General features: G+C 33.9%; 21 protein-coding genes. 16 read left to right on the top strand and 5 right to left on the bottom strand.

Annotation, left to right across the window (positions count from 1 at the left end; translation table 11 throughout):
• The first annotated feature begins 143 nt into the window (after nucleotides 1-143).
• The gene (locus tag H7F21_RS08445; RefSeq protein ID WP_185788832.1) at nucleotides 144-941 is read left to right on the top strand and encodes a sensor histidine kinase; all 798 of its coding nucleotides are present in this window, start codon (nucleotides 144-146) and stop codon (nucleotides 939-941) included.
• Nucleotides 938-1,630, top strand: a complete 693-nt coding sequence (locus H7F21_RS08440; protein WP_185788831.1) for a LytR/AlgR family response regulator transcription factor — start codon at nucleotides 938-940, stop codon at nucleotides 1,628-1,630. The genes H7F21_RS08445 and H7F21_RS08440 overlap by 4 nt, the downstream gene beginning before the upstream one ends.
• 34 nt (nucleotides 1,631-1,664) lie before the next feature.
• Here H7F21_RS08440 and H7F21_RS08435 read toward each other — a convergent pair whose 3' ends face one another.
• Complete coding sequence (locus H7F21_RS08435) at nucleotides 1,665-2,480, bottom strand: sterol desaturase family protein (protein ID WP_221892458.1); 816 nt, start codon at nucleotides 2,478-2,480, stop codon at nucleotides 1,665-1,667.
• 251 nt (nucleotides 2,481-2,731) lie between these two features.
• Here H7F21_RS08435 and H7F21_RS08430 point away from each other — a divergent pair, with 251 nt between their 5' ends.
• Genes H7F21_RS08430 through H7F21_RS08420 form a run of 3 tightly spaced genes read left to right on the top strand, consistent with a single transcriptional unit; the run spans nucleotide 2,732 to nucleotide 5,238 of the window.
• Nucleotides 2,732-3,187 carry a DUF1801 domain-containing protein gene (locus H7F21_RS08430; protein ID WP_185788830.1) on the top strand — a complete coding sequence of 152 codons (456 nt, stop codon included), beginning with the start codon at nucleotides 2,732-2,734 and terminating at the stop codon, nucleotides 3,185-3,187.
• 14 nt (nucleotides 3,188-3,201) lie between these two features.
• The gene (locus H7F21_RS08425; protein WP_185788829.1) at nucleotides 3,202-3,774 is read left to right on the top strand and encodes a pyridoxine/pyridoxamine 5'-phosphate oxidase; all 573 of its coding nucleotides are present in this window, start codon (nucleotides 3,202-3,204) and stop codon (nucleotides 3,772-3,774) included.
• Nucleotides 3,775-3,777: 3 nt separating this feature from the next.
• Nucleotides 3,778-5,238 carry an MltF family protein gene (locus H7F21_RS08420; RefSeq protein WP_343067568.1) on the top strand — a complete coding sequence of 487 codons (1,461 nt, stop codon included), beginning with the start codon at nucleotides 3,778-3,780 and terminating at the stop codon, nucleotides 5,236-5,238.
• 159 nt (nucleotides 5,239-5,397) lie between these two features.
• Here H7F21_RS08420 and H7F21_RS08415 read toward each other — a convergent pair whose 3' ends face one another.
• The 3 genes from H7F21_RS08415 to H7F21_RS08405 form a co-directional block, all read right to left on the bottom strand.
• Nucleotides 5,398-6,615: a multiheme c-type cytochrome gene (locus H7F21_RS08415; RefSeq protein ID WP_185788828.1), complete on the bottom strand. Its 1,218-nt coding sequence runs from the start codon at nucleotides 6,613-6,615 to the stop codon at nucleotides 5,398-5,400.
• A gap of 115 nt (nucleotides 6,616-6,730) precedes the next feature.
• Nucleotides 6,731-8,824: a DUF3857 domain-containing transglutaminase family protein gene (locus H7F21_RS08410; protein WP_185788827.1), complete on the bottom strand. Its 2,094-nt coding sequence runs from the start codon at nucleotides 8,822-8,824 to the stop codon at nucleotides 6,731-6,733.
• A gap of 80 nt (nucleotides 8,825-8,904) precedes the next feature.
• A complete protein-coding gene (locus tag H7F21_RS08405; protein ID WP_185788826.1) occupies nucleotides 8,905-9,600 on the bottom strand; it encodes an arylesterase in 696 nt (231 codons plus the stop codon).
• A gap of 74 nt (nucleotides 9,601-9,674) precedes the next feature.
• Here H7F21_RS08405 and H7F21_RS08400 point away from each other — a divergent pair, with 74 nt between their 5' ends.
• A complete protein-coding gene (locus H7F21_RS08400) occupies nucleotides 9,675-10,364 on the top strand; it encodes an ABC transporter ATP-binding protein (protein ID WP_185788825.1) in 690 nt (229 codons plus the stop codon).
• Between the two features lie 47 nt (nucleotides 10,365-10,411).
• The gene (locus tag H7F21_RS08395) at nucleotides 10,412-12,904 is read left to right on the top strand and encodes an ABC transporter permease (protein WP_185789214.1); all 2,493 of its coding nucleotides are present in this window, start codon (nucleotides 10,412-10,414) and stop codon (nucleotides 12,902-12,904) included.
• A 110-nt stretch (nucleotides 12,905-13,014) separates the two neighbouring features.
• Here the strand turns inward: H7F21_RS08395 and H7F21_RS08390 are convergent, their stop codons facing one another.
• Nucleotides 13,015-13,905 carry a LysR family transcriptional regulator gene (locus H7F21_RS08390; protein WP_185788824.1) on the bottom strand — a complete coding sequence of 297 codons (891 nt, stop codon included), beginning with the start codon at nucleotides 13,903-13,905 and terminating at the stop codon, nucleotides 13,015-13,017.
• Nucleotides 13,906-14,095: 190 nt separating this feature from the next.
• Between H7F21_RS08390 and H7F21_RS08385 the strand changes: the two genes are divergently transcribed.
• The 9 genes from H7F21_RS08385 to H7F21_RS08345 all read left to right on the top strand — a co-directional run bounded on the left by H7F21_RS08385 (nucleotide 14,096) and on the right by H7F21_RS08345 (nucleotide 23,992).
• The gene (locus tag H7F21_RS08385; RefSeq protein WP_185788823.1) at nucleotides 14,096-16,456 is read left to right on the top strand and encodes a TonB-dependent receptor; all 2,361 of its coding nucleotides are present in this window, start codon (nucleotides 14,096-14,098) and stop codon (nucleotides 16,454-16,456) included.
• Nucleotides 16,431-17,183 (top strand): aspartate/glutamate racemase family protein, encoded by a 753-nt coding sequence (locus H7F21_RS08380; protein WP_246431447.1) that lies wholly within the window; start codon nucleotides 16,431-16,433, stop codon nucleotides 17,181-17,183. The genes H7F21_RS08385 and H7F21_RS08380 overlap by 26 nt, the downstream gene beginning before the upstream one ends.
• Nucleotides 17,184-17,329: 146 nt before the next feature.
• Complete coding sequence (locus H7F21_RS08375; RefSeq protein WP_185788822.1) at nucleotides 17,330-18,418, top strand: helix-turn-helix domain-containing protein; 1,089 nt, start codon at nucleotides 17,330-17,332, stop codon at nucleotides 18,416-18,418.
• 104 nt (nucleotides 18,419-18,522) lie between these two features.
• Entirely contained in the window at nucleotides 18,523-19,422 is a 900-nt protein-coding gene (locus H7F21_RS08370) for a hypothetical protein (protein ID WP_185788821.1), read from the top strand.
• A 64-nt stretch (nucleotides 19,423-19,486) separates the two neighbouring features.
• On the top strand, nucleotides 19,487-19,921 hold the full coding sequence (locus H7F21_RS08365; protein WP_185789212.1) for a hypothetical protein: 435 nt from the start codon (nucleotides 19,487-19,489) through the stop codon (nucleotides 19,919-19,921).
• Between the two features lie 169 nt (nucleotides 19,922-20,090).
• Nucleotides 20,091-20,690, top strand: coding sequence for a hypothetical protein (locus H7F21_RS08360; RefSeq protein ID WP_185788820.1), 600 nt, complete (start codon nucleotides 20,091-20,093; stop codon nucleotides 20,688-20,690).
• Nucleotides 20,691-20,829: 139 nt separating this feature from the next.
• On the top strand, nucleotides 20,830-21,390 hold the full coding sequence (locus tag H7F21_RS08355; protein WP_185788819.1) for a porin family protein: 561 nt from the start codon (nucleotides 20,830-20,832) through the stop codon (nucleotides 21,388-21,390).
• A gap of 92 nt (nucleotides 21,391-21,482) precedes the next feature.
• On the top strand, nucleotides 21,483-22,562 hold the full coding sequence (locus H7F21_RS08350; protein WP_185788818.1) for a serine hydrolase domain-containing protein: 1,080 nt from the start codon (nucleotides 21,483-21,485) through the stop codon (nucleotides 22,560-22,562).
• 65 nt (nucleotides 22,563-22,627) lie between these two features.
• Complete coding sequence (locus H7F21_RS08345) at nucleotides 22,628-23,992, top strand: serine hydrolase domain-containing protein (RefSeq protein ID WP_185788817.1); 1,365 nt, start codon at nucleotides 22,628-22,630, stop codon at nucleotides 23,990-23,992.
• Nucleotides 23,993-24,269: the final 277 nt, after the last annotated feature.

Genomic DNA, 24,269 nt, shown 5'->3' with positions numbered 1-24,269 from the left:
AACACAACGTAGTTCTACATGTAAAGATTAAATGACAGGATGAATAGTGTTTGTCCATAAATATTAAGTGTTCATCAATATTCTTATAGTGTATATCAATTTATAACTTGTTTGCCCTCATTTTTTTCTATTTTTAGCTCAGGATGGCACTAAATAAAAAGCAAATATTTGTTCTTATTGGTTTATCAATAATTCTGGTTTCAATTATTGGGATGCTGATAATGAAAAGTGAAATAGAATATGATGGTAGTTCAACTAGCGATCTATATTTTGCCATTTTTCGTTTTTTATTTTTTGGAACCTTGGTTGTCTTTTTTGCCGACTGGTTCTTTCGAAGATGGAGAGCATACCAAGAGCTAAAAAATGAAAGGCTGGCAGCAGAACTTCATAATCTGAAAAGTCAAGTCAGTCCGCATTTCTTTTTCAATACCCTAAATAATTTGTATGGTTTAATAAAGAGAGATGCCGATAAATCTCGAGAGTTTGTATTAAAACTATCTGATCTCATGCGATATTCTATTTATAGTAGTGATAAAGAATCGGTAACATTAAAAGAAGAAATAGACTATTTAGAAAATTTTATTGCACTACATGAAATACGATATTTTAATACCGTTGATATTCACTTCGAAAAAGACATGGAAAATGACGATATAGCTATTGCTCCATTGTTATTAATTATATTATTGGAAAATGCATTTAAACATGGTGCAGAAAAATTAACGAATGGTGCATTTATCATATTGAACCTAAAAGCTCAGCAAAAAAAATTGAATTTTACTGTAGAGAATAACTTTGAAGAAGATGTATTAAACGAAACAGATGGTCTGGGGCTAAAGAATTTGCAAAAGCGTTTGCAATTATTGTATCCAGAAAAATACGATTTTAAAGTGTCCAGCCATGACAGTGTTTTTAAAGCGGAATTAGAACTTGAGTTATGATTAATTATTTAATTATAGATGATGAGCCTATCGCTCATGAGATTATAGAGGAATATGCTGAAAACTTGGAAATTCTTAGCTTGCAAAAGAACTGTTACAACGTTTTTGAAGCTATTGAATATTTGAACACAAACAGTATAGACTTGATTTTTTTAGATATTAATATGCCAAAAATTAGTGGTTTTGAATTTTTAAAATCATTAAAAAATCCTCCAAAAGTTATTGTTACAACTGCTTACAATACTTATGCCGTAGAGAGTTACGAATTAGATGTTGTTGATTATTTACTAAAGCCTTTCAGTCTCAATCGTTTTTTAAAAGCTATTAATAAGTTACGCAGTGACATTGAAAAGTATAATGAAGGAACGAACTCTGTAGAGCAGAAAACAATTTTTCTGAAAGATGGAAAGTCACATCATCAAATTAAAATTATTGATATTCTATACATAGAAGCTCTTGGTAATTATACAAAAGTTTATACTGCAGATAAAGTTATTATTACACTAGAGAAATTATCATCCTATCTTGAAATATTGCCAGATATTCACTTTATTCAAGTGCATAAATCCTTTATAGTTTCTACGGCAAAAATAAAACAGATAGCAAACGGCAAGATTATTATTGAGGATCATTTAATTCCTATTGGTCAAACTTATAGAAAGAATATCACAACTTTTTTGAATACATAGTTTAATAAAGTATAAATCGCATCAATGCTTTTATTTAAGGTTCTGACACTTTATCAGCTTTAACGTTTTTAACTTGTTCACGTTCCCAGATTGTTGGGCTCCCAAATAAGATTTGCCAAGCTTTGGTAGGTCGTTTCCAAATATCCTTAAACAAGTCGCCCCATGCATGAAAGACTAAATATACGGGATTGAAAGAATTCACAGGCTTTGTAATCCCATAAATTGCTTGTTCTTTTTCCGCCTTAAATGATCCGAACATACGATCCCAAATAATGAGAGTGGAACCGAAATTCTTATCAATATAATCTTCGTTTACTGCATGGTGTACGCGATGGTGAGATGGTGTCACAAAAACATATTCAATAGGTTTTGGTAGTTTACGTATCAATTCGGTATGGATCCAAAATTGGTATAGAATCTCTAATTGGTGAACGATGATAAAGACAACAGGATCAAAACTCAACATAATCACGGGTAAAAAGAAAATGATTTTTAGGTTTTGCACCCAAGATAATCGAAACGAGGTAGAGAAATTATAATATTCTGAACTGTGATGTACCACGTGCGTGGACCACCAAAAGCGTTGAAAGTGTGAAATTCTGTGTGACCAATAGCGTATAAAATCCAGACAGATGAAACAAAGAATATATGACCACCATGTATGAGGAATGCTCCAAGGCGTTATATTATAGCAAATCACCACGATATAAAAGATAGCGACTTTGGTCAATGCATTAACAAACAAATTGCCAAAACCTATAGTGGCTGAAGCTAGAAAATCTTTCCCATGATAGAGTTGCTTGTTCTGTTTTATGGACAAATAGTACTCCAAGCCTACGAGTGCAAACATTATTGGTGCTGCAATCCAAATAATAGTATTAAAATCTAATTGTAAAAGGGAGTCAAGGGTAAGTTTCTTGTTTTCGATAGTATTTGTTTACTTAAGTTAACGCAAAGCTGGAAAGATAAGTATTACAAATTGGATACTTGCACAAAGTTTAGGCTTTTGTTGGCAAGAAAATTCTTAAATATGAAAATGATTACCATATTTTCCTTTACTATGACTATCTTAAGGCAAGATTTTAGAAATAACTCTAAGCTATGGAAGCACATCCCGAATTACACACTTTCTTAAAACCTTATAGTCAGGAGATACAGGATATTGTTTGGGCACTAAGGAATTTTGTAGTCAATGTGGTCCCAGAGGCCAATGAACTTATCTGGGACAATTACAATGCATTGGCAATGGCTTATTCTAAATCAGAGCAACTTAAAGATGCCTTTTGTCATATTTCTGTTTACGCAAAACATGTTAACTTTGGATTTAATCGTGGTGCCGAATTATCAAAAGCAAGTATTACTCTTAATGGAAAAGGGAAGCTGATACGACATATTAAAGTGACTAATTTAAATACCTTTCCAAAGAAAGACTTAAAGCCTATGATTTGGGAAGCTTTAGGGATTTCAGAACAATTAAATCCTGGCTTAGGGCAACGTAGCATAGTACCGAAAAGCATTGTAATGTCTATATCCGAAAAGAAATTAAGACCTAATTGAATATCCTATAATCTATGGTAAACCCAATTATATGTTTCAATGAATGGTACCAAGAAGAATTGCTACAATCCAATCTTCAAATACCATCAGCAGTATGTTTATCTACCATTGGGATCGATAATTTTCCGAATGCCAGATTTGTATCCTTAAAGGAAGTGCGTGATAATCGATTCATTATTACTGGGCCCTTAAATTCCAGAAAAGGCATAGAGATTAAAAACAACACCAAAGTAGCTCTGACATTTTGGTGGACCTCAACCGAACGCCAAGTTCGTATACAAGGTATGGCAACACCAATTTCAGAAGATTTAGCAGACGCATATTTTAAGGAACGAAGTGTTGCATCAAAAGTAGTGTCAAGTATGTGTTCACAAGGACAAGAGGTTACTGATTTAGAATTTTTAGAGGAAAAGGTTCTCACTAAGGTTTCAGAAGATACTGAGATTAAAAGACCAAAAAATTGGAGAGGTTTTGCCATATCACCTGTAAGAATAGAGCTGATGCAATTTAAAACATCAAGATTTCATCATAGAATACTGTATGAGTTAGTCAATGAGAAATGGCAATCACATTATATTCAACCTTAAATCGTGACGAAGTTAAAATACCTCATATTATCAACCCTAATAGTCTTAAATGTTGCGTCCTGCAAACAGAAAGACAGGATTGCCACAGATGATGACGCTGAAGTCTATAATAGTGTCGTTGCCAATTCTGTAGATAGGGACTGGGAAGACATTAAAAAGGATGGTGTTTTAAGAACTTTGGTCGTTTATAGTAGTACAAGTTATTTTCTATATAAAGGCCAGCCTATGGGTTTTGAATATGAATTGCTGCAGCGCCTTGCGGATCATCTCGAATTGGAGCTTGATATTGTGGTGTCTAATAATCTTGATGCCGAATTTGAAGTCTTAAATAGAGGTGATGTGGACCTTATTGCACATGGTATGACCATTACCAATCAGAGAAAATGGGAAGTGGCCTTTACAGACTATCTTTATCTAACTAGGCAAGTACTCGTGCAGAAAAAGCCAGACAATTATTTAAATATGTCATGGAGCACTTTGCAAAAACATGTCATCCATAATCCCATAGAACTCATCAATGATACGGTTTCCGTTAGAAAAAACTCTGCTTATTACGAGCGCTTATTAAGTCTATCAAATGAAATAGGAGGTAAGATCATCATAGATACCTTGGATAGTCAATTGTCTACAGGTGAAATCATGGATATGGTGGCTAATGGCACCATAAAATACACCATTGCCGATGAAAACTTGGCAAAGATCAATGCGTCTAGTAATCCGATTTTGAAAATAGATGTACCCATTTCATTTTCACAACGAATCGCTTGGGTTACGCGTAAAAAGTCAAAGAAGTTTAGAACTGTCGTTAACAAATGGATAAAGAATCAGCGTAACAAAACCAGTTATAATGTTATCTACAATAAGTATTTTAATAATAAACGTTCATTTAGACGACGAGTAAAAAGTGATGACTACAGTTTAACCAATAATCAGATTAGCAAATACGATCCACTCATAAAAACCTATGCTAAAAAATTGGGACTCGATTGGCGCCTACTGGCTTCTCAAGTCTATCAAGAATCTCGGTTTGATCCTAGCGCACAATCCTGGGCTGGTGCTTCTGGCTTGATGCAAGTCATGCCAGCAACTGCGAAGGCCATGAATATAAAGGACGCGTCCGATCCGGAAGAAAGTTTAAGAGGTGGCACATCGTACTTGAGTCAAATGTATGAACGGTTCGACCATATATCAGACAGTCTTAATCGTATAAAACTAGCTATGGCATCTTTTAATTGTGGTTATGGACATGTTAGGGATGCGCAGCGACTAGCAGAGGCCAATGATCTAGATCCAAACATTTGGGACGATAATGTAGAACAGATGCTTTTGGATTTGCGCCATCCAAAAATCTATAGAAAACCATTTATTAAATATGGTTATGTGCGAGGTTCTGAACCTGTAACTTATATTAAAGAGATTTTTGAACGCTATGAGCATTATAAGCAATTTATAACCAAGGAATAGACGTTTTGATGTGATTGTAATCATATCATAACCGAACCAAATACATTTTATAACATTGTTACCATATTTGCTCACGTTAAGACTCTACGACAGCATTAGAAAATCGAAGTTGGCAAGTAAGTAATTATGCTGAGTCTTTATAAGGAAATTGACCTGAGGTCATTCTTTTATGTCTCTATAAAGCCCCTTTGTTATGTCAGTATAGATGCCAATATTGTGCGTTCTTACCATAACAGAATCATTTTTTGATTCTTTGAATGTTATCGCAGACGATTTAAGGAGTGGCATATGACAGGTAATACAGTTAACTTTCATGCGGTCATTCAAGGGAAATTGATGATTTTTGGAATCTTGATGGCAGCCCATACATATTTGTGAAAATGATTCTGAATGGCCCCTTTCGTTTTTATGAGGATTGTGACAAGTTGTACATGTTAAACTCTCAGACTTTTTAAAACACACACTCGCTTTAAGCAAGCCATACTGGTTACCATGTACATCTAAAGTAGTGGTGTCTATTGGTCTATGGTTTGGCATCCTAAAACTATCGAGTTTATCACCAGTTTTAAATGTAAAAGGCATCTTTAAAGGTTTTCTTAGTCCAGAATGGCATCTAGCACAAGCGTCAAGTTGCTGTTGTTGTGTTAATGCTTTAATATCCATAATATGTTCCGCACTTTTTAGATGAGGGTCAACACTATGCGCATTCACATGCTTTAAGGATGGTCCATGACAGCTTTCACAATCCACACCATATATCATTTCATTTTTTACATAATTATTACTACCGAAATCGCTTGGCAAACGATTCCTAGCAAAGGTCGCATGACATTCTAAACAATTCGGAATTACAGCACGATCAAAATGAATACGTTCATTAGAATAGCCTGGACTATGAATCCATTGTTTGCTTTTGGTTAAGTAGGAGACTGGTAATTGATATAATTTTGCGTCGTTCCAGTATAAATAAGATTGTCCTTTAGTGCCTGAGCCAACAACAATGTCAAATGGTTCTTTTCTTACGGCATTATTATCCTTGAATGCAGTCTGATAATAGTGGTTTTCATACGTCATTTCAAAACGTATACTATTGTTAAGCTCCAAAGTATTATTCTCGGTAAAATCACCAGAGATATTAGATGCACTAATTAATTTAGAGGTATTAAAATGCGGTGTTTTAATATGCAAGTTGTAGATGTCTTCATGGCATGCTGCACAGGTCTGTGAACCAGCATAGCCAAGACCGTCATAAGCTATGGCCACCGGTTCGAACGCAGTTGTAGAATTTTTATTACCTAAATCACACCTTAAATAAATTAATGGCAAAAATAATAACCCTAAGATATAGACATTATATGATTTAGAGGATTTAGACATGGTTTTGTTACAAAAAAAGTAATAGTATTTATAAAGTTACAATATAGAAATTGATAAATGAGGTAAAGCCATGTTTATGTATAGGTTCTCGAAAAAATAAGATAATGATTACAAATTACTTCTCTCTGTTTTTGTTGCTTTGAACTACGAAAACAACCAAGCCAATAGCAATGATTAAGACTATGCCAAAAATCCAATAAAATATTGTAGATAAGTTTGACACTATTTTATCAGTATCAAAAGCTTCATTTAGGCGTCTATTGCTTGCTTCACTTTTAGGAATGTAAATGTAATATGATAGTATTTGTTCAACCTCTTTGACTTTGTTATAATAGTCCTCAAAATCTTTTGGTGCTACATGACTATGTTTGTTTTTATACTCGTAATCGAGGTATAGTATATCTCTTGCGGTACTCATTTTACTGGCCATCGAAAAATCAAAATTTTTAGAAGTAATGTTAATATTATCTTTTTCGAGACGCCAAGACTCTGGCAGTTTTATAGTGACGTTATGCTTTTTATGTGTAGGATAGTAAAGATCAAACGGTGTTTTTCGAGTTTTTTCATTAGGTGAGATAAAGACATCCAAAATACTATATGGTGTAAAATCTACAGCAATATTTTTATCGTTGCCTACCATAGGTTTCCATATATCATTGATTTTATAGAACTCTTCGACAATTAACTTATTGGCTAGACTATCATCATCAAAAGTAGGGTCTTCTAATACTTCAACACCATCATAGAGATTTTCGTAATAGTCTTTAAAATTATCACTTAAAGACGATATACTATTCGACTTATAACGTCTTCTCATGGCATCAGCTTCTGCGCCCCTGTATAATGTCATTACTTTTAATGTACCTGGACCACCAACTGTTGGAAGATCAAATATGTCAAAAACTTCTACTGTATCTTCACTTTGTGGCTTAATTTTCTCTAATGCAGTGCCATTTTCTTTTATAATTAGTCCTTTTCCATAATTTGGGAATGAAACGGACTTATAATATCCAAACTGGTTATTTAGAGTAGGATCATAAAACAAACTATTATTCTTGCTATCCACAACATTAACCACAACATGATCAAAGGCGTTAGGTGATGGCAAGAATTGATCTAGTGATTCGCCATAGACACTACTTATAAGCACAGGATAGGCCTCGATACCCATTTGGCGCAACATGGTTACCATAAGCCAACTCTTATCCTTGCAGTCACCAAAACGTTGTTCTAGGACTTGGTTTGGCGAAAATGGTTTGTATGCGCCTATGCCAGACTCCAAGCCTAAGTATCGGATGTCGTCTTGGACAAATTTCAGTGTCGCTAGAATACGCTCACCTTCGATCTCTGAGCTATTTTTTAGCTGCTCAATTTTTGCTTTTAAGGATGAAGATAATTTGAGGTCGTCTTTGTAAATCTTTAACGCCCAATCGACCACAGCTCCCCAAGTTTTATAATCGGAAACAAATAGATGATCATAAGGTAAATACCACATTGGTGAATTGTCCTCGAATGTTGGTTTCTCAGCTAAGTTAGTTTGCCAATGATATGTGGTGTAGCCCATATAACTTCCTATGTCTGGTACTGCATTGGAATTTAGAGTTTTGAATTTTAGTGTCTTATTGGAAATGATATAATAGTTAATCTTACCAACTGGTTGAAAATCGTTAAGAGCAGTGGCACCCGAAAAATGATTGCCATGTATAGGATTGAATCCTTTAATACTATAGCTCACATCCAAAATATCACCATTGCGGATATCAGCCAAATTTGCTATAGCATTTAGGCTGCCATCATAAATATAACTCTCGGCATTGGATTCTTGTCGTATCGTTTGAAAATCGTTGACATTCAGTTTATCAATGGTTGTCCCATTTCTAAAAACCGTAATGTTATGCAGGACAAGCTGTTGGTAGGTGGGATCAAAATTAATGGAAATAGATGAGCCATCTTGTACACCAACATTATCTGTTATTTTTCTAGCAAAACGAATGTAACGCTCCTGCTTGGGTACATGAACTTGCTCATCACTAAGTAGGACCAGTAAACCATAGGATATGTCTTTTAAATCTATCTCTGGGCTTTTGTCGTAAGACTGTTGAACTACCCAATCTGGTGTATCACTGACTTTAATTTGTGCATAATATACATTTGAACTAAGCAGAAAAAAAAAGATTAATGCGAATTGGTGGATGGTTTTAATGGACATGTGAACGAATTAGAAAAACAAATTAACTAAAAAATATAGGGACTGTCCTCCTAATTGTTTCAAAAAGTATAAAACCACTTCTAAGGCTCCAACATTGGCTTTAAAATCTCCCAAACCGTTTCTCCTACGATTTTATGACCTTCCACAGTAGGGTGAATGCCATCATTTTGATTGAGTGCTGCAATGCCCCCAACATCTTTTAGAATAAAAGGAATAAAGGCAAGGTCATTCTCCTTTGCTAGGTCATAAAAGATGTTGCGAAACTCATCAGTATAATCTTGTCCCATATTGGGTGGTAGTTCCATGCCTGCTAAAATAATCTTGGTATCAGGGCTTTTTTCTCGTATCATGTCTATAATGGCTTGTAGATTTGAGCTTGTTTCCGTTAAAGGGATACCACGCAAGCCATCATTTCCACCAAGCTCCAAAAGGAAGATATCTATGGGCTGATTCAATATCCAACTTAAACGACTTTTACCGCCAGCCGTTGTTTCACCACTGACACCAGAATTAATAACCGTGTAATCCAAGCTTAGGGAATCAATCTTCGTTTGCAAAACTGCAGGATACGCATCATTATTGTCCTCTAGTCCATAACCTGCCGTGATACTATCCCCAAAACAAAGAATAGTTTTAGCCGAACTTTTTTTTGCTTCAGGAGCCTTTTCGGCTTCTGATGTTGATGGCGTATCTTTTGAGTTGTTCTGATTCTCGCCACAACCTAGCACTAATGACACTAGGATAAAATAACAAAACTTTAAGATTTTAGAAAGCATGGGCTATGGTATTTTAGAAAGCATTTGTTTATTTTCCAACTCCGGACAAAAGGTCCAATTAATTCAAAACATATATGTCAAAGATATTAAAGATAAATGGTCTTGAGAAAACCTACACAAGTGGCCAAAAACAATTAACCGTATTAAAAGAGATCAGCTTCGATGTAGAGCAAGGGCAAACCTTTTCCATCGTAGGGCCGTCGGGTAGTGGCAAGACCACTTTATTGGGGCTATGTGCTGGATTGGACGATCCAAATTCGGGGAGTGTAGAGTTATGTGGTCATGACTTAAACAGCTTAAACGAAGATGAGCGCGCACAACTACGAAACAAGGAAGTGGGTTTTATTTTTCAAAATTTTCAATTATTGCCAACGCTTACAGCTTTGGAAAACGTCAGTGTACCCTTAGAATTACAAGGTGATAAAAATGCCAAAACAACATCAATTACTTTACTTGAAAAAGTAGGACTTGGAGATCGTATTCATCACTATCCTTCACAACTATCTGGAGGTGAACAACAGCGTGTGGCCTTGGCGAGAGCCTTTGCTAACCGACCTTCTATTTTGTTTGCTGATGAACCTACTGGCAATTTAGATGAAGACACAGGTGAAAAAGTCATTCAGTTGTTATTCGAATTGAATAAAGAGGCTGGAACCACCTTAGTCATTATCTCACACGATTTGGATCTTGCGAATCGTACCCAACAAATCCTGAGACTTAAAGGCGGACAAATACTAACTAACGAACGCACCCAAGTCATTTGAAAACATCGCTAAGCAATTCAAAATTAAATCTAAGATGGCTATTTAAAATGGCCTATCGTGATACCAAGGCCAGTCGTGTTCGATTGCTCTTATTCGTCGCGTCTATTATTCTAGGCATAGCTGCTGTGGTGGCCATTCAATTGTTGAGTGACAATCTTAAAAGCAATATACTATTACAGTCAAAAAGTTTAATGGGTGCTGACTATATCATAGATACGAGACAAGAACCCACAGAACGGGCACAGGCGATAATAGACTCTTTGCAACCCGATGCCAAGGAGGTGAATTTTGTATCCATGGTTGCTTTTCCCAAAAATGGAGGTGCCAAACTGGTCAAGGTTAGAGGTATTGAAGGTGGTTTTCCGTTTTATGGTGATATGGAAACAGAACCGGTTACTGCAGCGACTTCCTATCAAAATAAAAATGGCGCTTTAGTGGACGCTACCTTAATGCTTCAATTTAAAGTCAAACCAGGAGATTCCATAAAAGTGGGCCAAATCACATTGCCTATTATTGGAACTTTAAAATCCATTCCAGGCAGTACGGCTATTTCATCATCTGTGGCACCTACGGTTGTGATGCCTTATCACAAAATAGAAGCCACTGAACTCTTACAATTTGGAAGCCGAAAGGAATACCAGTTCTTTTACAAAGCTCCAGACTCCTTAAATCTAGAGAAATTTGAAGCTAAGATTGATCCCATACTTGATCTTGAAAAGGCCGATATCGATACGCATACCAGCACCAGTAGACGTTTGGGACGACGCTTCGACAACTTAGGAAAGTTCCTTAATCTCGCGGCATTTATTGCATTACTCTTGGGTTGTATTGGTATTGCCAGTTCGGTACAGATTTATATTAGGGAAAAGCTTAAGGCCATTGCGATTTTAAAATGTATGGGTGCCAGTAGATGGCAAAGTTTCCTTATTTTTTTGATACAAATTTCGGGAATAGGCATTTTAGGCGGACTTATAGGTTCTGGTATTGGTGTAGCACTACAAGAGCTATTTCCATTGATCCTTAAAGATTTTTTACCTTTTGACTTGGTTATATCCGTAAGCGCTAAACCATTGGTTATTGGTGTGCTTTTGGGACTATTGATGTCTATTTTATTCGCACTACTACCACTGATGACCACGTGGTATGTCTCGCCCTTAAAGGTATTACGCATAGATGAGGACACCGAACAATCCCGAGGCACGAAAGTCTGGGTATTCGCTGTCATCTTATTGTTCCTTTTTGGATTTTCTTACTGGTTACTACGACATGCTATGTATGCCTTCTTATTTGTAGGTGTAACAGTGATCACCTTTGCCATTTTAGCCTTGGTGGCGAATGGGTTCATGAAATTGGTAAAACGTTATTTTCCTAAGCAATGGAGTTACACCAGCCGTCAAGGCTTACTCAACTTGTATCGTCCAAATAACCAAACGGTGGTTTTAGTATTGGCGATTGGTTTGGGTACTTTTTTAATTAGCACCTTGTATTTTACCAAAGACATTCTTTTGTCTAAGACAGAAGTGGGGCAAACCACTGAAAATGCCAATCTCATTATCTTGGATGTACAAAACGATCAGCGTGATGCCGTGGCCGACTTCATTGCACAAAGTGAATTGCCCATTATTAATAATACGCCTTTGGTCACTATGCGCATGCACAGTATTAAAAGTCGATTGGTAAACGATTTACGTCAAGATACCACACGCCAAGTGAGACGTTGGATTTTAAACCACGAATTTAGAACGACCTATCGGGATACCTTAACACCATCGGAAGAGGTGGTGCAGGGAGAGTGGACACCTGTGGCTAAAGCTAATAAGATTATTCCCATATCTATTTCAGATAATGTCGCAGGCGATGCCAGAGTCACTATTGGTGATACCATTGTGTTTAACGTCCAAGGGGTGCTCATGGAAACTAAAGTGGGTAGTATAAGGAATGTGGATTGGGGACAAATGCAAATCAATTTTAATATACTGTTTCCGAAAGGCGTTTTGGAACAAGCACCGCAATTTCATGTGTTGACGACTGCAGCACCAGATGAACAAAAATCTGCGGACCTGCAACGCGCTCTTGTTGCGCAATTTCCCAATGTGTCCATTATAGACTTACGACAAGTCTTTACCATCGTAGAAGATATCTTGGATAAGGTATCATGGATTATCAATTTTATGGCGTTCTTTAGTATTATCACTGGATTTATCGTGTTGATAGGCTCTGTAAGAACCAGCAAATATCAACGTATAAAGGAAAGTGTATTGTTGCGTACCTTAGGTGCTAAGAATAAACAAATTTTGAAGATAGCAGCACTGGAATATCTATTTTTAGGTCTTATGGGGAGTGTTGTTGGACTATTGTTGGCCTTACTTAGTAGTATAGGCTTAGCCCTGTTTTTATTCCAAGAACCATTTGTACCCTCAGCTATACCATTTGTGGTATTTATACCTGGTATAACACTGTTGGTGATGGTAATTGGCTTGAGTAATATTAGAACTGTTTTGAGCAGCTCGCCTTTGGAGGTTTTGAGACGTGAAGGATAGAAGCAATTTTCGACATGCTTGTCGAAAGGTCGAGAATACCTACTTAATAAAATAGTTAACAATAGGCAAGGCTTATAATAGTCAAAGGGGCAGGTGTTTTGTATACTACACTACAGTTCTAAAAAATCTTCTTCAAAATTAGAAATAAAGTCGTGAATATATTTTTTATGCCTTTGTTCTTTTTTTACAACTAGATAATGTTTTCGTTTTAAACCATTTTTCCCAATACGTTTAAATAGTAAGTCTTTTGATAATTTAAATGACGCTAATTGCCATTTTGGAGCGCACATAACACCCATGTTGGCATGTATCATAGATAACGTGATTTCAGTATACGGAATCGCAGAAATCTTAATTGGATTTATGCCATTTGGCTTAAGAAATTGATCATAGACAGCTACACTTTCTAATGGGAAAGAGTTGATCAATAAATGTATGCTTTCAAAATGACTAGCTTCCAAATATTCCAAACTATTGATTACGTTTTCTTTATGTACAACAGCAAAAACTTCATCTTCAAAAACTTTAATACTTTCCAATTCTTCAGAAGAGGGTTTAGATGTTACAATAGCAATGTCTATTTCATCAGATAAAACTTGTGAGATAGTTTGCTGTGTCGCGCCAAGAGTTACGTCGATTGTTATTTCTGGATAAAGAATAGCCATTTTTTGAATAAATCCTGGAATAGTATGAAAAAAGGATTGACATTCTGCACTTAATTTAATAGCCCCTTTAGATCCTTCTTTAATATGTCTTATAGCGCTAAAACCTTTATCAATAGAACTGAATAAATTATTAGCTAGTTTATAGAGTTCAGAACCTTCTTGGGTTAATTCCCATTTATTTCTGGTTCTGAGGAATACTTTAAAACCTAATCGTTCTTCTAACTCACGCAATTGATGACTTAAAGCAGATTGTGTTAAAAACAAGCGTTCAGTCGCGTTGGCAATACTGCCTTCTTCTGCAATAGTTTTTATTAATCTAAAATACTTGAGTTCCATAAATGTAAAGATAGCTAGCACAAAGATAAGTTGTAGTTGAAATAATTTCAATTACCATTTTAGTTATCTCAATTTCAAAACTATTCAAACTTAAGCTTCGATTATAGTTTTGTCTCAACTAAAAATTAAATTGAATATGCTTGTTAATGTCAAACTCGTAAAAATACTTATCTATACTATAATTCTATTTATGTTTTTGTCTATCGATGCGCAAACTTCAATAAAAGGTAAAATTGTTGATAAGGCCACACAACAACCTATTGAGTTTGTGGATATCATACTTTCAAATTCATCATTAGAATACCCAAAGGGCACCATAACTGATGTTGATGGAAATTTTGAAATGTTATTAAAAAAAGGATTTTATGTATTAAAAGGTCTATATGTCGGGAAAGAATTGATATCTAAGGACATTGAAATAATAGATAAAGACATTGATCTAGGAGTAATTTTAGTTGAAAATTTTCAGCAATTAGATGAAGTCATTATAACGTCTAAAAAAAAACTTATAGAGCGTAAGATAGATCGTTTGGTTTTTAATGTTGAAAATTCATCTAATGCTTCACAAGGTGATGCTTTAGAAGTATTAAGAGTTACACCTGGTGTGCGTGTGCAAAATGATCAAATTACAATGATAGGAAAAAGTAATCTTCAGGTCATGATTAATGATAAAATTGTACAATTATCTCAGGAAGAATTAACTAATGTCTTAAAATCCATAGCTTCAGAAGATATTAAAAACATTGAAGTCATTACTACACCTCCAGCAAAATATGAAGCATCTGGTAATAGTGGATTAATCAATATAATTTTAAAACAAGCCATAAAAGATTCATGGAATATGCAATTAAGATCATCGTATTTGCAGAGAGCTTATGCGACTGGTTCTGGAGGAGCAAGCTTTAATTTTAATAAAGATAAATTGAGTATCGCTACGTCTGTAAATTATAGAGATGGCGTCTATTATCAAGAGCAAGATGATTATGCGTATTTCCCAGATGGACTCTGGTATACATCATCGCCATTTAAGGGTAAATTTAAAGGAATGAATGCCCGAATAGATTTGAATTATAAAGTATCCTCCAAATGGGAAATGGGTGCGCAATATTTGCATAACAATTCAAATTCATATTACACAGATGCGCCTTACACACCTGTTTTTGATTATAATACAAATGAAATTATTAGATCACTGCAATCTGAAGGAACTGCAAAATTTAATCCAGAACTTCATTCTTTAAACTACAATAATGAAGTGAAGCTAGATACTTTGGGTAGAAAGCTAATATTGAATTTAGATTACTTTACGTTTAAAAATCCAGATAAAAGAACATATAATGGAACTTCTACTATACAAAACCCATTTTCAGAACAGTTTTACAAAGGTGTTAATGCAAATATGCAAGATGTTACCAATATGTCCGCTAAATTAGACATGGAATATCCTTTAAATTGGGTCCATTTAAGTTTTGGAGGAAAAATATCTAATTCAAAATCTATAAATGATGTTTCGTTTTTTAATAGTGGTTTAGTTGATAATCCTATTATAAACATGCCTATATCTCAAAATGATTTTGAGTATACAGAAGATGTTCAGGCACTATACTTATCTTTAAATAAGAAGTTTGGTGAAAAATGGAGCATACAACTTGGATTAAGATTAGAAGCTACTCAAACAAATTCCGCATCTAATAATTTAAATTTCTCAGCAAAAAACGCCTATACTAAGTTGTTTCCAACATTTTATGTTTCATACAATGCTACAGAACATTCAAATTTCTCATTTAATTATAGCAAACGTATACAACGACCTAGTTTTTTTGAGTTGAATCCAAACATTTATTTTGCGAACCCATTTCAAACTATTGAAGGCAATGCATTCTTACAGCCAGCCTTTATTGATAATTTTGAACTCACTAATACTTATAAAAATTTTGTTACAAAATTGTACTATAGCTATGAAGACAATCTGTTTTCTCAGGTTCCTTTAGCTGATTCAGACACCAACATCATTCGCTTTACAAATGAGAATTTTATAAACACACAGCGTTTCGGGATTTCAGAAAACTATAGCTTTAATAAAATTGAATGGTGGAGTAATAACAATAGCATAGATATAAATTATTCTAAATCCGAATTTTATTTAGAAGAAGAACAAGACGACCAAGAAGGGCTAAATGCGACAATTTCTACCTATAATGATTTCAATTTAAACGCAGACAAAACATTTATTTTAGGAATTAATTATTGGTATAATTTTCCTGGTTTAAATGGTGTTTATAAGACCAAATCTGCAAGTTCACTTTCCTTAGCTCTCCAATACTTTTTACTTAATAATAACTTGAATATAAGTATTAGAGGAAATGACCTTTTTAAGTCTTCAGCAGAGCGAAATGAGAGCCGTGTTAATGGCGTTTTACAAACGGCAAGATATTACTATGATAGCAGATCATTTCAATTATCTATAAGCTACAAATTCGGCAATAAAAATATAAGTGCTAAAAGGCATAATACTGGTAATAATAATGAAAGAAGCAGGACAGGAAATTAATAAGCATATGAAAACAATAGGATTAATAGGTGGGATGAGCTGGGAATCTTCAAAATTATATTACGAGTTTTTAAACACCAAAGCAAACGAGGTATTAGGAGGTTCGCATTCTGCAAAATGCATTATGGTATCTGTTGATTTTGCTGATATAGAACGATTGACGTTTAAAGAAGATTGGAATGCGATTGGAGAACTCATGAAAAAAGCGGCTCAACAGTTAGAAAGGGCAGGTGCAGACATTATTTTGTTGTGCACAAACACCATACACTTAGTTAGTCATTATATTTCCGAAAATGTAGGTGTGCCCTTTCTACATATTGCTGCAACTACAGGTAGATCTATTAAAAAAGTGGGATTGCAAAAAATAGCATTATTAGGAACAAAATTCACTATGGAAAAAGATTTCTACACTAAGACATTGATAAATGATTTTGGTCTCGAGATATTGATTCCCAAAACAAAAAATAGGCAACTCATCCATAATATTATTTATAACGAATTAGTTCAAGGACAATTTACGGTTGTTTCAAAACAAAAAATTATTGATATTATAAAAGAACTTCAGAACCAAGGAGCGCAAGGCGTTATCTTGGGTTGTACAGAACTACCTATTTTAGTTTCAGAATCAGATGTAGATGTACCACTATTTGACACAGGAAAAATTCATGCACATACTGCTATTGAGCTAAGTTTAGCAATAGATTTGAATAATTTATCACGCATATAAAAACGTACAACTATTAATTAGTTATATCTAGAATTATTGCTGTTGTCATTATTTTAATAATGTGTTAAATACTAATTCTACCCTAAAAAGTTTTATAGATTTACGCCTATAAAATAGATAGTCTAATATGATAAACTTCAAACAGATTGGATAAAACACTACTAGACTTTGCAATGATTGCAAGTGTTATTATTGGATATTTTGTCGGTATTGCACTAATCACATCCTCTTTTTATAAGAGTCGTGCCAATAATTATTTGGCACTATCATTGTTCTCGATGGCTAATTTGACCTTGATAGAATGGCTCAACATTAGCCTGTCTAGTGTTATTGTAGACATTTTGCTTCTTTTTAGGTTCGACTTTTTATTTGCTGCTGCTTTATTTACCTATTTTATAATTCAAATTAAGCATCCACTGCTAAAAAGTAAGTGGTACAAATGGATATACTTTCCTTTTATTGGCTCTGTTATTATTGAGTTTTCATTGTATTTACTAGACTTATATGGCACAATCTACGATCTTATAGTCTTTTATATAAAAGATATTGCATCTATTAGCTTAAATATTTTTTTGATTTTTTGGAGTAGAAAACTCATACGGAATTCAAATTCAATATCAGAGAATAAAAGACATTGGTTGCTACGCTTAAACTTATTTGTCATATGCCTTATCATAATTTTGATACTAAATAGAGTAGAACTTCACTTGTTAGACTCAATATATTCGGCATATGTGTTGTGGATATTTATGTCTTTATTCTTATGGTGGATATTATATTATGGTGTATTTAGATTACAAGTCATAGACCAAAAAGAAGAAATACATAACTATTTGGTTTCAAACAAAACGGCTAGTAAACCAATAAAAAAGAAGATAAATAGCTCTACTTCGTCTAAAATCATTACTCAACTCTATGCGTTAATGGAAGATGAAGAATTGTATAAAAATCCTCTCTTAAGTCGATTGGATCTGGCAGCTCGATTGGAGACAAGCGAAGGCTATTTATCTCAAATCATAAATCAGGAAATCAATAAAAGCGTCATCCAATTTGTAAATGAATACCGCATTGAAGCTGCTAAAAACTTATTGCAAGATCCCATGTTTAATAAGTATTCTATCGAAGCCATAGGCATGGAAGCTGGTTTTAAATCTAAGAGCGCTTTCTATGATGTTTTTAAAACCAGCCTAGAGATGTCACCAGGAGCTTACAGAAAGTTTCAAAAAACGTCCTGATTCGTCCGATTCTCCTGTTTTAGCACTTCTACAGTAAAAATTGTACTCTTTTATCTTTTTGACAACTATACTTTTGCCCGGTATAAATCAAAAAACAAAAATCAATGAAAAGAGTACACTTAAAAATGACAACTAATTACTGTCATTCAAATTTTAAACTATTTCTAATTACATGTTTATCAATCTTTATTATCTCATGTTCTAATGATGATGACAATCCTCCTCCTTCGCCTTTTAGCAAAATCTCACAAGAGATTAAGGACTTAATTTATTTTAATGGCGATGAAAAGGCCTCTACAGTGGTGATTACTGTACCAGGTGGTCCCAGTACCGAACTCGCCTCGGATTTAGTGGACTTTTTTTCTGGAATTTTTAATACTACGGATGTCTTAAATGTAACTGTTCATCAAGCTCAAACGTTGAATCCTAATATAATAGAAGGCAATGAAATTACGCTGGACCAAGCTGTTAATTTTAATGCTGAAAGTACAGAAACACTGTATCAAGTTGTTCAATATTTTAAAGATGAAGGAAGAACGGTTTACATTGCAGGACTTTCATATGGCGCATTTGTAACACAAGAACTTATTGCAAAAAAAGGAATAAATGTCGCTGATAAATATCTAATTATGACGGGTAGATTGGATATTAACGATGTTTTTTGGCAAGGATTAGCTGAAGGCAGACCAGCAGAGTTTCAAAATGGCGTTACGCCTATAGTGGGAACAGAACCATTTGATAATATATTTAATAGAAATGAAGCTAGATTATTCGCTGGATTAGTAATGAATAGATATACAGAAGATTTTAATACTATTGAGAGCTTATCCAGTATAACATACATTTATGGAGAAACAGATGAAGCTGTAGGTAGGCTTACAGCAGAAGAAATTGCGTTTTTGCAGTCCAAAAACACAAACATAATTGTTGGAAGTGGTGGTCATGACGACATTTTTGATGGCTATATCGTACAGGGTTTTAGCGAAGCGTTTGGAATAGAATAACTAATATTAATAACAAAAAATAAGTAAAATGAGAACGTTAACAGGAATGACCGTGGTATTTGTGATGCTTGCAACTACCATTTTTGCACAAGAGGATTTAAAACCAGAATTTGAAGTAAAAGTCATCACAAGCGTAGAATCCATTATACCAGATGGTTTAGGTAGATCGCGATTAATTTCAGCAAATGATAAACGTGACTATAAAAAATTTACGTCTACTCAAAGTGAAGATGATAATACACGAAATACATCTAAAAGAAAAGATATTAGAGTAAAGGATTTTGAGGAAACAAAATTGTTAAACTTCTATAATGTTGCTGGCATACGTTTCCAAAATATAGCAGCAAACGATGCCGTAATTTCCTCAAAATTAACGACAATGATTTCTGAAGGTTGGGATTTAATATTTGTAACAAGTGCTGTAGAAAGTGATTCAGGTGAGAAAGACGGAAATGGTATTTTTATTACACGCTATATATTTAAAAGAAAAATAGACTAAAAAACCCTTTTTAATAACTATTAATTGGTAGCGGTTTTATTGCTAGACATAGAGATGTTATTCGTAATAATCTTTATAGGTAGTAGTAAAGTCGCTATTTTTTTATACAAAGAGAATAATGCACTATTCACAAAAGAAGAATTACAATTTTTTATTAAAATTAGGATCTATGCAGAATATCAAACCAAAATATTTCTTGTTTCTAGTTCTTTTTTTATTGCAAATAGAATTTATTAATGCACAGGATACATTTACGGAAATAGGAGTAGGAATTGGAAATGTTATCGGCAATAGAAATGCTCGAGGCAAAGGCGAATTGCATTTTAACATTATAAAATCTTATCAATTTGGACAATTAGGGTTGGACATTTCTACAGGTGGAAATTTTATCCCAGGCATAACAAGTGTAGAAGATGAAAATATTGAAACGCTATCCTCGAATGACTTTAAATTTACAACTCTTATGGTGTTTTATAGATTACCAATAAAAAAACACTTCTTTATTGAGTCAAGGTTCGGCTATTCATCGTTATTTGCATTTGTTCATACAGATGATAAAACCAAAATAAGTCGGCCAAATTTCACCACTGGAATCGGAATTGGTGCGCACACAAATAATTTCGTCTTATCCTTAAGGTATCAATACCTTGGAGTTACTCCAAATTACGAGGGTACTAAAAATATGACCATAGTCCGATCAAATTCTGAGTCTTTAGGATTATTGTTATTTAGAATATCATATCGATTCGATCTCAAATATTTATTTTAAACAGAATGCATAAAAAGGGATTTATAAAACGTCCTGATTCGTGTAATTCCACTGTTTTAGTACGTTTTCAACCTCAACTTTAACTTTTTGTTTTGTTTTGAAAATTACGTTTGCACTCTTAAATCAAAAAACACAAATTATGAAAAAATTATTTTTAGTAACTGTTATTGCAGTTTTAGGATTATCGAATGTTAATGCGCAAGACATTAAAATTGGCGCCAAAGCAGGTTTAAACTATGCCTTTATTACTGGTGACAATGCAAATGACCTTGACCCTATAACAAATTTTCATTTCGGAGTTATGTCAGAAATTAAGCTGTCAGACAAATTCTCTTTGCAACCCGAATTAATATATTCCGGACAAGGAGCTGACACAAACACAGCTTCTGAGGGCAGCATTAGTCTTAACTATTTAAATATTCCATTAATTGGAAAGTACTATGTCACAAAAAGATTGAGTTTAGAAGCAGGGCCCCAAATAGGTGTTTTGCTTTCCACTAAAGGCGGTACAATAGATTATAAAGAGCTATTAAAACCTGTAGATTATGGTGTTAATTTTGGCGTTGGCTATAAACTCGATAACGGTCTCAATTTTACAGCACGTTATAATCTAGGACTATCTGATATTAATGATGTAGATGGTTTTCCAGATAAAAATAGTAATGGCGTCTTTCAACTATCTGTTGGTTATTTCTTTTAACACATCTCAAGATTCTAAAACCCAAGTGAATTCACTTGGGTTTTATTTTTTAAATATATACAGTTATTTCAATCAATTAAAAATATAAAATCATGAAAAAAATAAAAACAATCGTATTACTTCTAACACTATCATTTTTATCAATGAATTTTAGTTGCTCTACTAGTGATGATGAGGTGAAAATTGAGGATTTCTCTTCCCTTGATACAGAACTTATAGCAAGAGACTTTACAGGTGTCGTTTTAGTCGCTCAAAATGACGATATCTTATTTAATAAGGCATATGGAAGAAAAAATAGTCAAGAAAATGGATTTAATGATATCAATACTGTTTTTGATATGGGCTCTATTACAAAACAATTCACTGCGGCCGGGATTTTAAAATTAGAGATGCAAAATGAGCTCTCAGTTAATGATAGTTTATCAAAATACTTTGACGCTGTTCCTAACGACAAAAAAAATATAACCATTCATCAGTTGCTCACACATTCCTCTGGTTTAGTAGTTGGAATTGGTGGAGACTATGAAACTATTACTGAGGAAGCCTTTTTAGAGCAAGTTTTTGATAGCGAATTAATTAGTCCCGTTGGAGAAAGATTTAATTATTCTAATGTAGGCTATAGCTTACTAGGTTTAATCATTGAAAAAGTTAGTGGATTAGATTATGAGGGCTTTTTAAGATCAGAGATTTTTGAACCATCAAACATGTACCATACTGGTTATATAATTCCAGATTGGCAGGATAATGAAGTTGCCAATGGTTATTTGAATGGCGTTGAAGATAATAAACCAAATGAAGAGAATTGGAGTGATAATGGTCCGTATCTCAATCTTAAAGCAAATGGCGGTATTCTAACACGAGCGAATGATTTATTACTCTGGAGCCAATCAATACTGAATAATACGGTATTAGATGAAGTAACTACATCTAAATATCTCTATCCACATTTTGAACCTACAAATATATATGATAGCTATGGATATGGATGGGGAATTGAAAATAATGATTCAGAGAATAAGTTAGTGTTACATGGAGGCACCACTGATTTGTTTGCATCTGATATGTGGATCTACCCAAACAAGGGAATTACAATAATCGCACTCAGTAATGAATTTGAAGCATCTGTCTACACAATAGCAAGAGACATATCAAACTTTTTACTAGTAGAGTAAAAGTATGACCTACAACGATATTAATGTAGAGTAATAAAATCAAATCCGAAAAAATTGAAAATAAAATGAAAACAACAAACACAATCATATTACTTCTAATGCTATTATTTTCATCAATGGCCTTTAGTTACACAAATAGAAGTGAACAAAAAACTACTGATAAAAACACTCAAGATTCTTTAAAACAATATGTCGGTGAATATGTGCTTGAAGAAGCAGGAATGATAATAGACATTTACACAAAAGTTAATGATACTAAATTATTTTTATTTGTAGAAGGGCAGCCAGAATATGAATTAGTCGCAACTGGTAAACATAAATTTTCTTTTGAGGTATCAGACGATTATAACATAGAATTTAAAAATCCTGAAAATGGATTTTTTAAAGAATTAGTTGCTACACAACCAGACGGAACATACACCGCAATTCGAAATGGGGAGCTGAAATTTGATGATTTAGCTACCATTGATAAAAAACTAACAGCGAGAGAATTTTCAGGTGTCATTTTAGTTGCTCAAAATGACAGTATTATATTCAATAAGGCCTATGGCAAAAAGAACAATCAAGAGATGAATGACCTTAATACCGTTTTTGATATATGTTCTATTACAAAGCAATTTACAGCTGCAGGAATACTAAAATTATCAATGCAGAACAAGGTGTCTACAGATGATAAACTACCTAAATATTTCGAAGATGTACCAAAAGATAAAAAGGATATAACTATTCATCAGTTGCTTACACATTCTTCTGGTTTATCAGACGGGATAGGAGGTGATTATGATGTCATTACGGAAGAAAAATTTCTAAAAAAAGTATTCAGAAGCGAGCTAATAAGTCCGGTTGGGGAAAAGTTTAATTATTCTAATATGGGCTATAGTCTATTGGGTTTAATTATTGAAAAAGTTAGCGGAATGGATTACGAAACCTTTTTAAACATAGAGATATTTAAGCCTTCAGAAATGAAACATACTGGCTATATAATTCCAGATTGGAATACGAGTGAAGTGGCCAACGGTTTTTTAGATGGAAAAGAAGCTAAAAAACCAAATGAAGAAAATTGGAGCGAAAATGGTCCGTATCTCAATCTTAAAGCAAATGGTGGTTTGTTGACAAGAGCCAGTGACTTATTGCTCTGGAGCCAAGCCATAAGAAACCATACAGTATTAGACGAAGCAACAACATCTAAATATCTCTATCCTCATTTTGAATTCAATGATATATATACCCACTATGGATATGGCTGGGGAATTGAAAATAATAATTCAGAAGATAAATTAATGGTTCATGGTGGTGCGAGCGATCTCTTTGCTTCAGACCTATGGATATATCCTAAAAAAGGGATCACAATAATTGTGCTCAGTAATACACAAGAGGAATATGTCTACTCAATTGCAAGGAAAATATCCAATTTTTTACTAATAGAATAAAAGCATTAATCTCAGATTTAATCTACTAAATTACCATCTAACTAAAACCATCCACAGGATGGTTTTAGTTCTATACGGAATTAATAAAATTGTTTGTTTTATGTATAATCATATAAAGAACTCTATGTTTTAAAATTTCATCATCCGTTGGACTTTATTTTCTAGCACATTATATGCATGTAACATGAGTTCGATTTCGGCTACAATGTTACCCTGCCTATCGTTTATACATCTGTTAACTCATAACGTTAGTTGACAAGAGAAATATTAGAAAATC

This window comes from Winogradskyella flava (genome assembly GCF_014243395.1).
GTDB lineage: Bacteria > Bacteroidota > Bacteroidia > Flavobacteriales > Flavobacteriaceae > Winogradskyella > Winogradskyella flava.
This window is presented reverse-complemented; position numbering and strand designations above follow the sequence as displayed.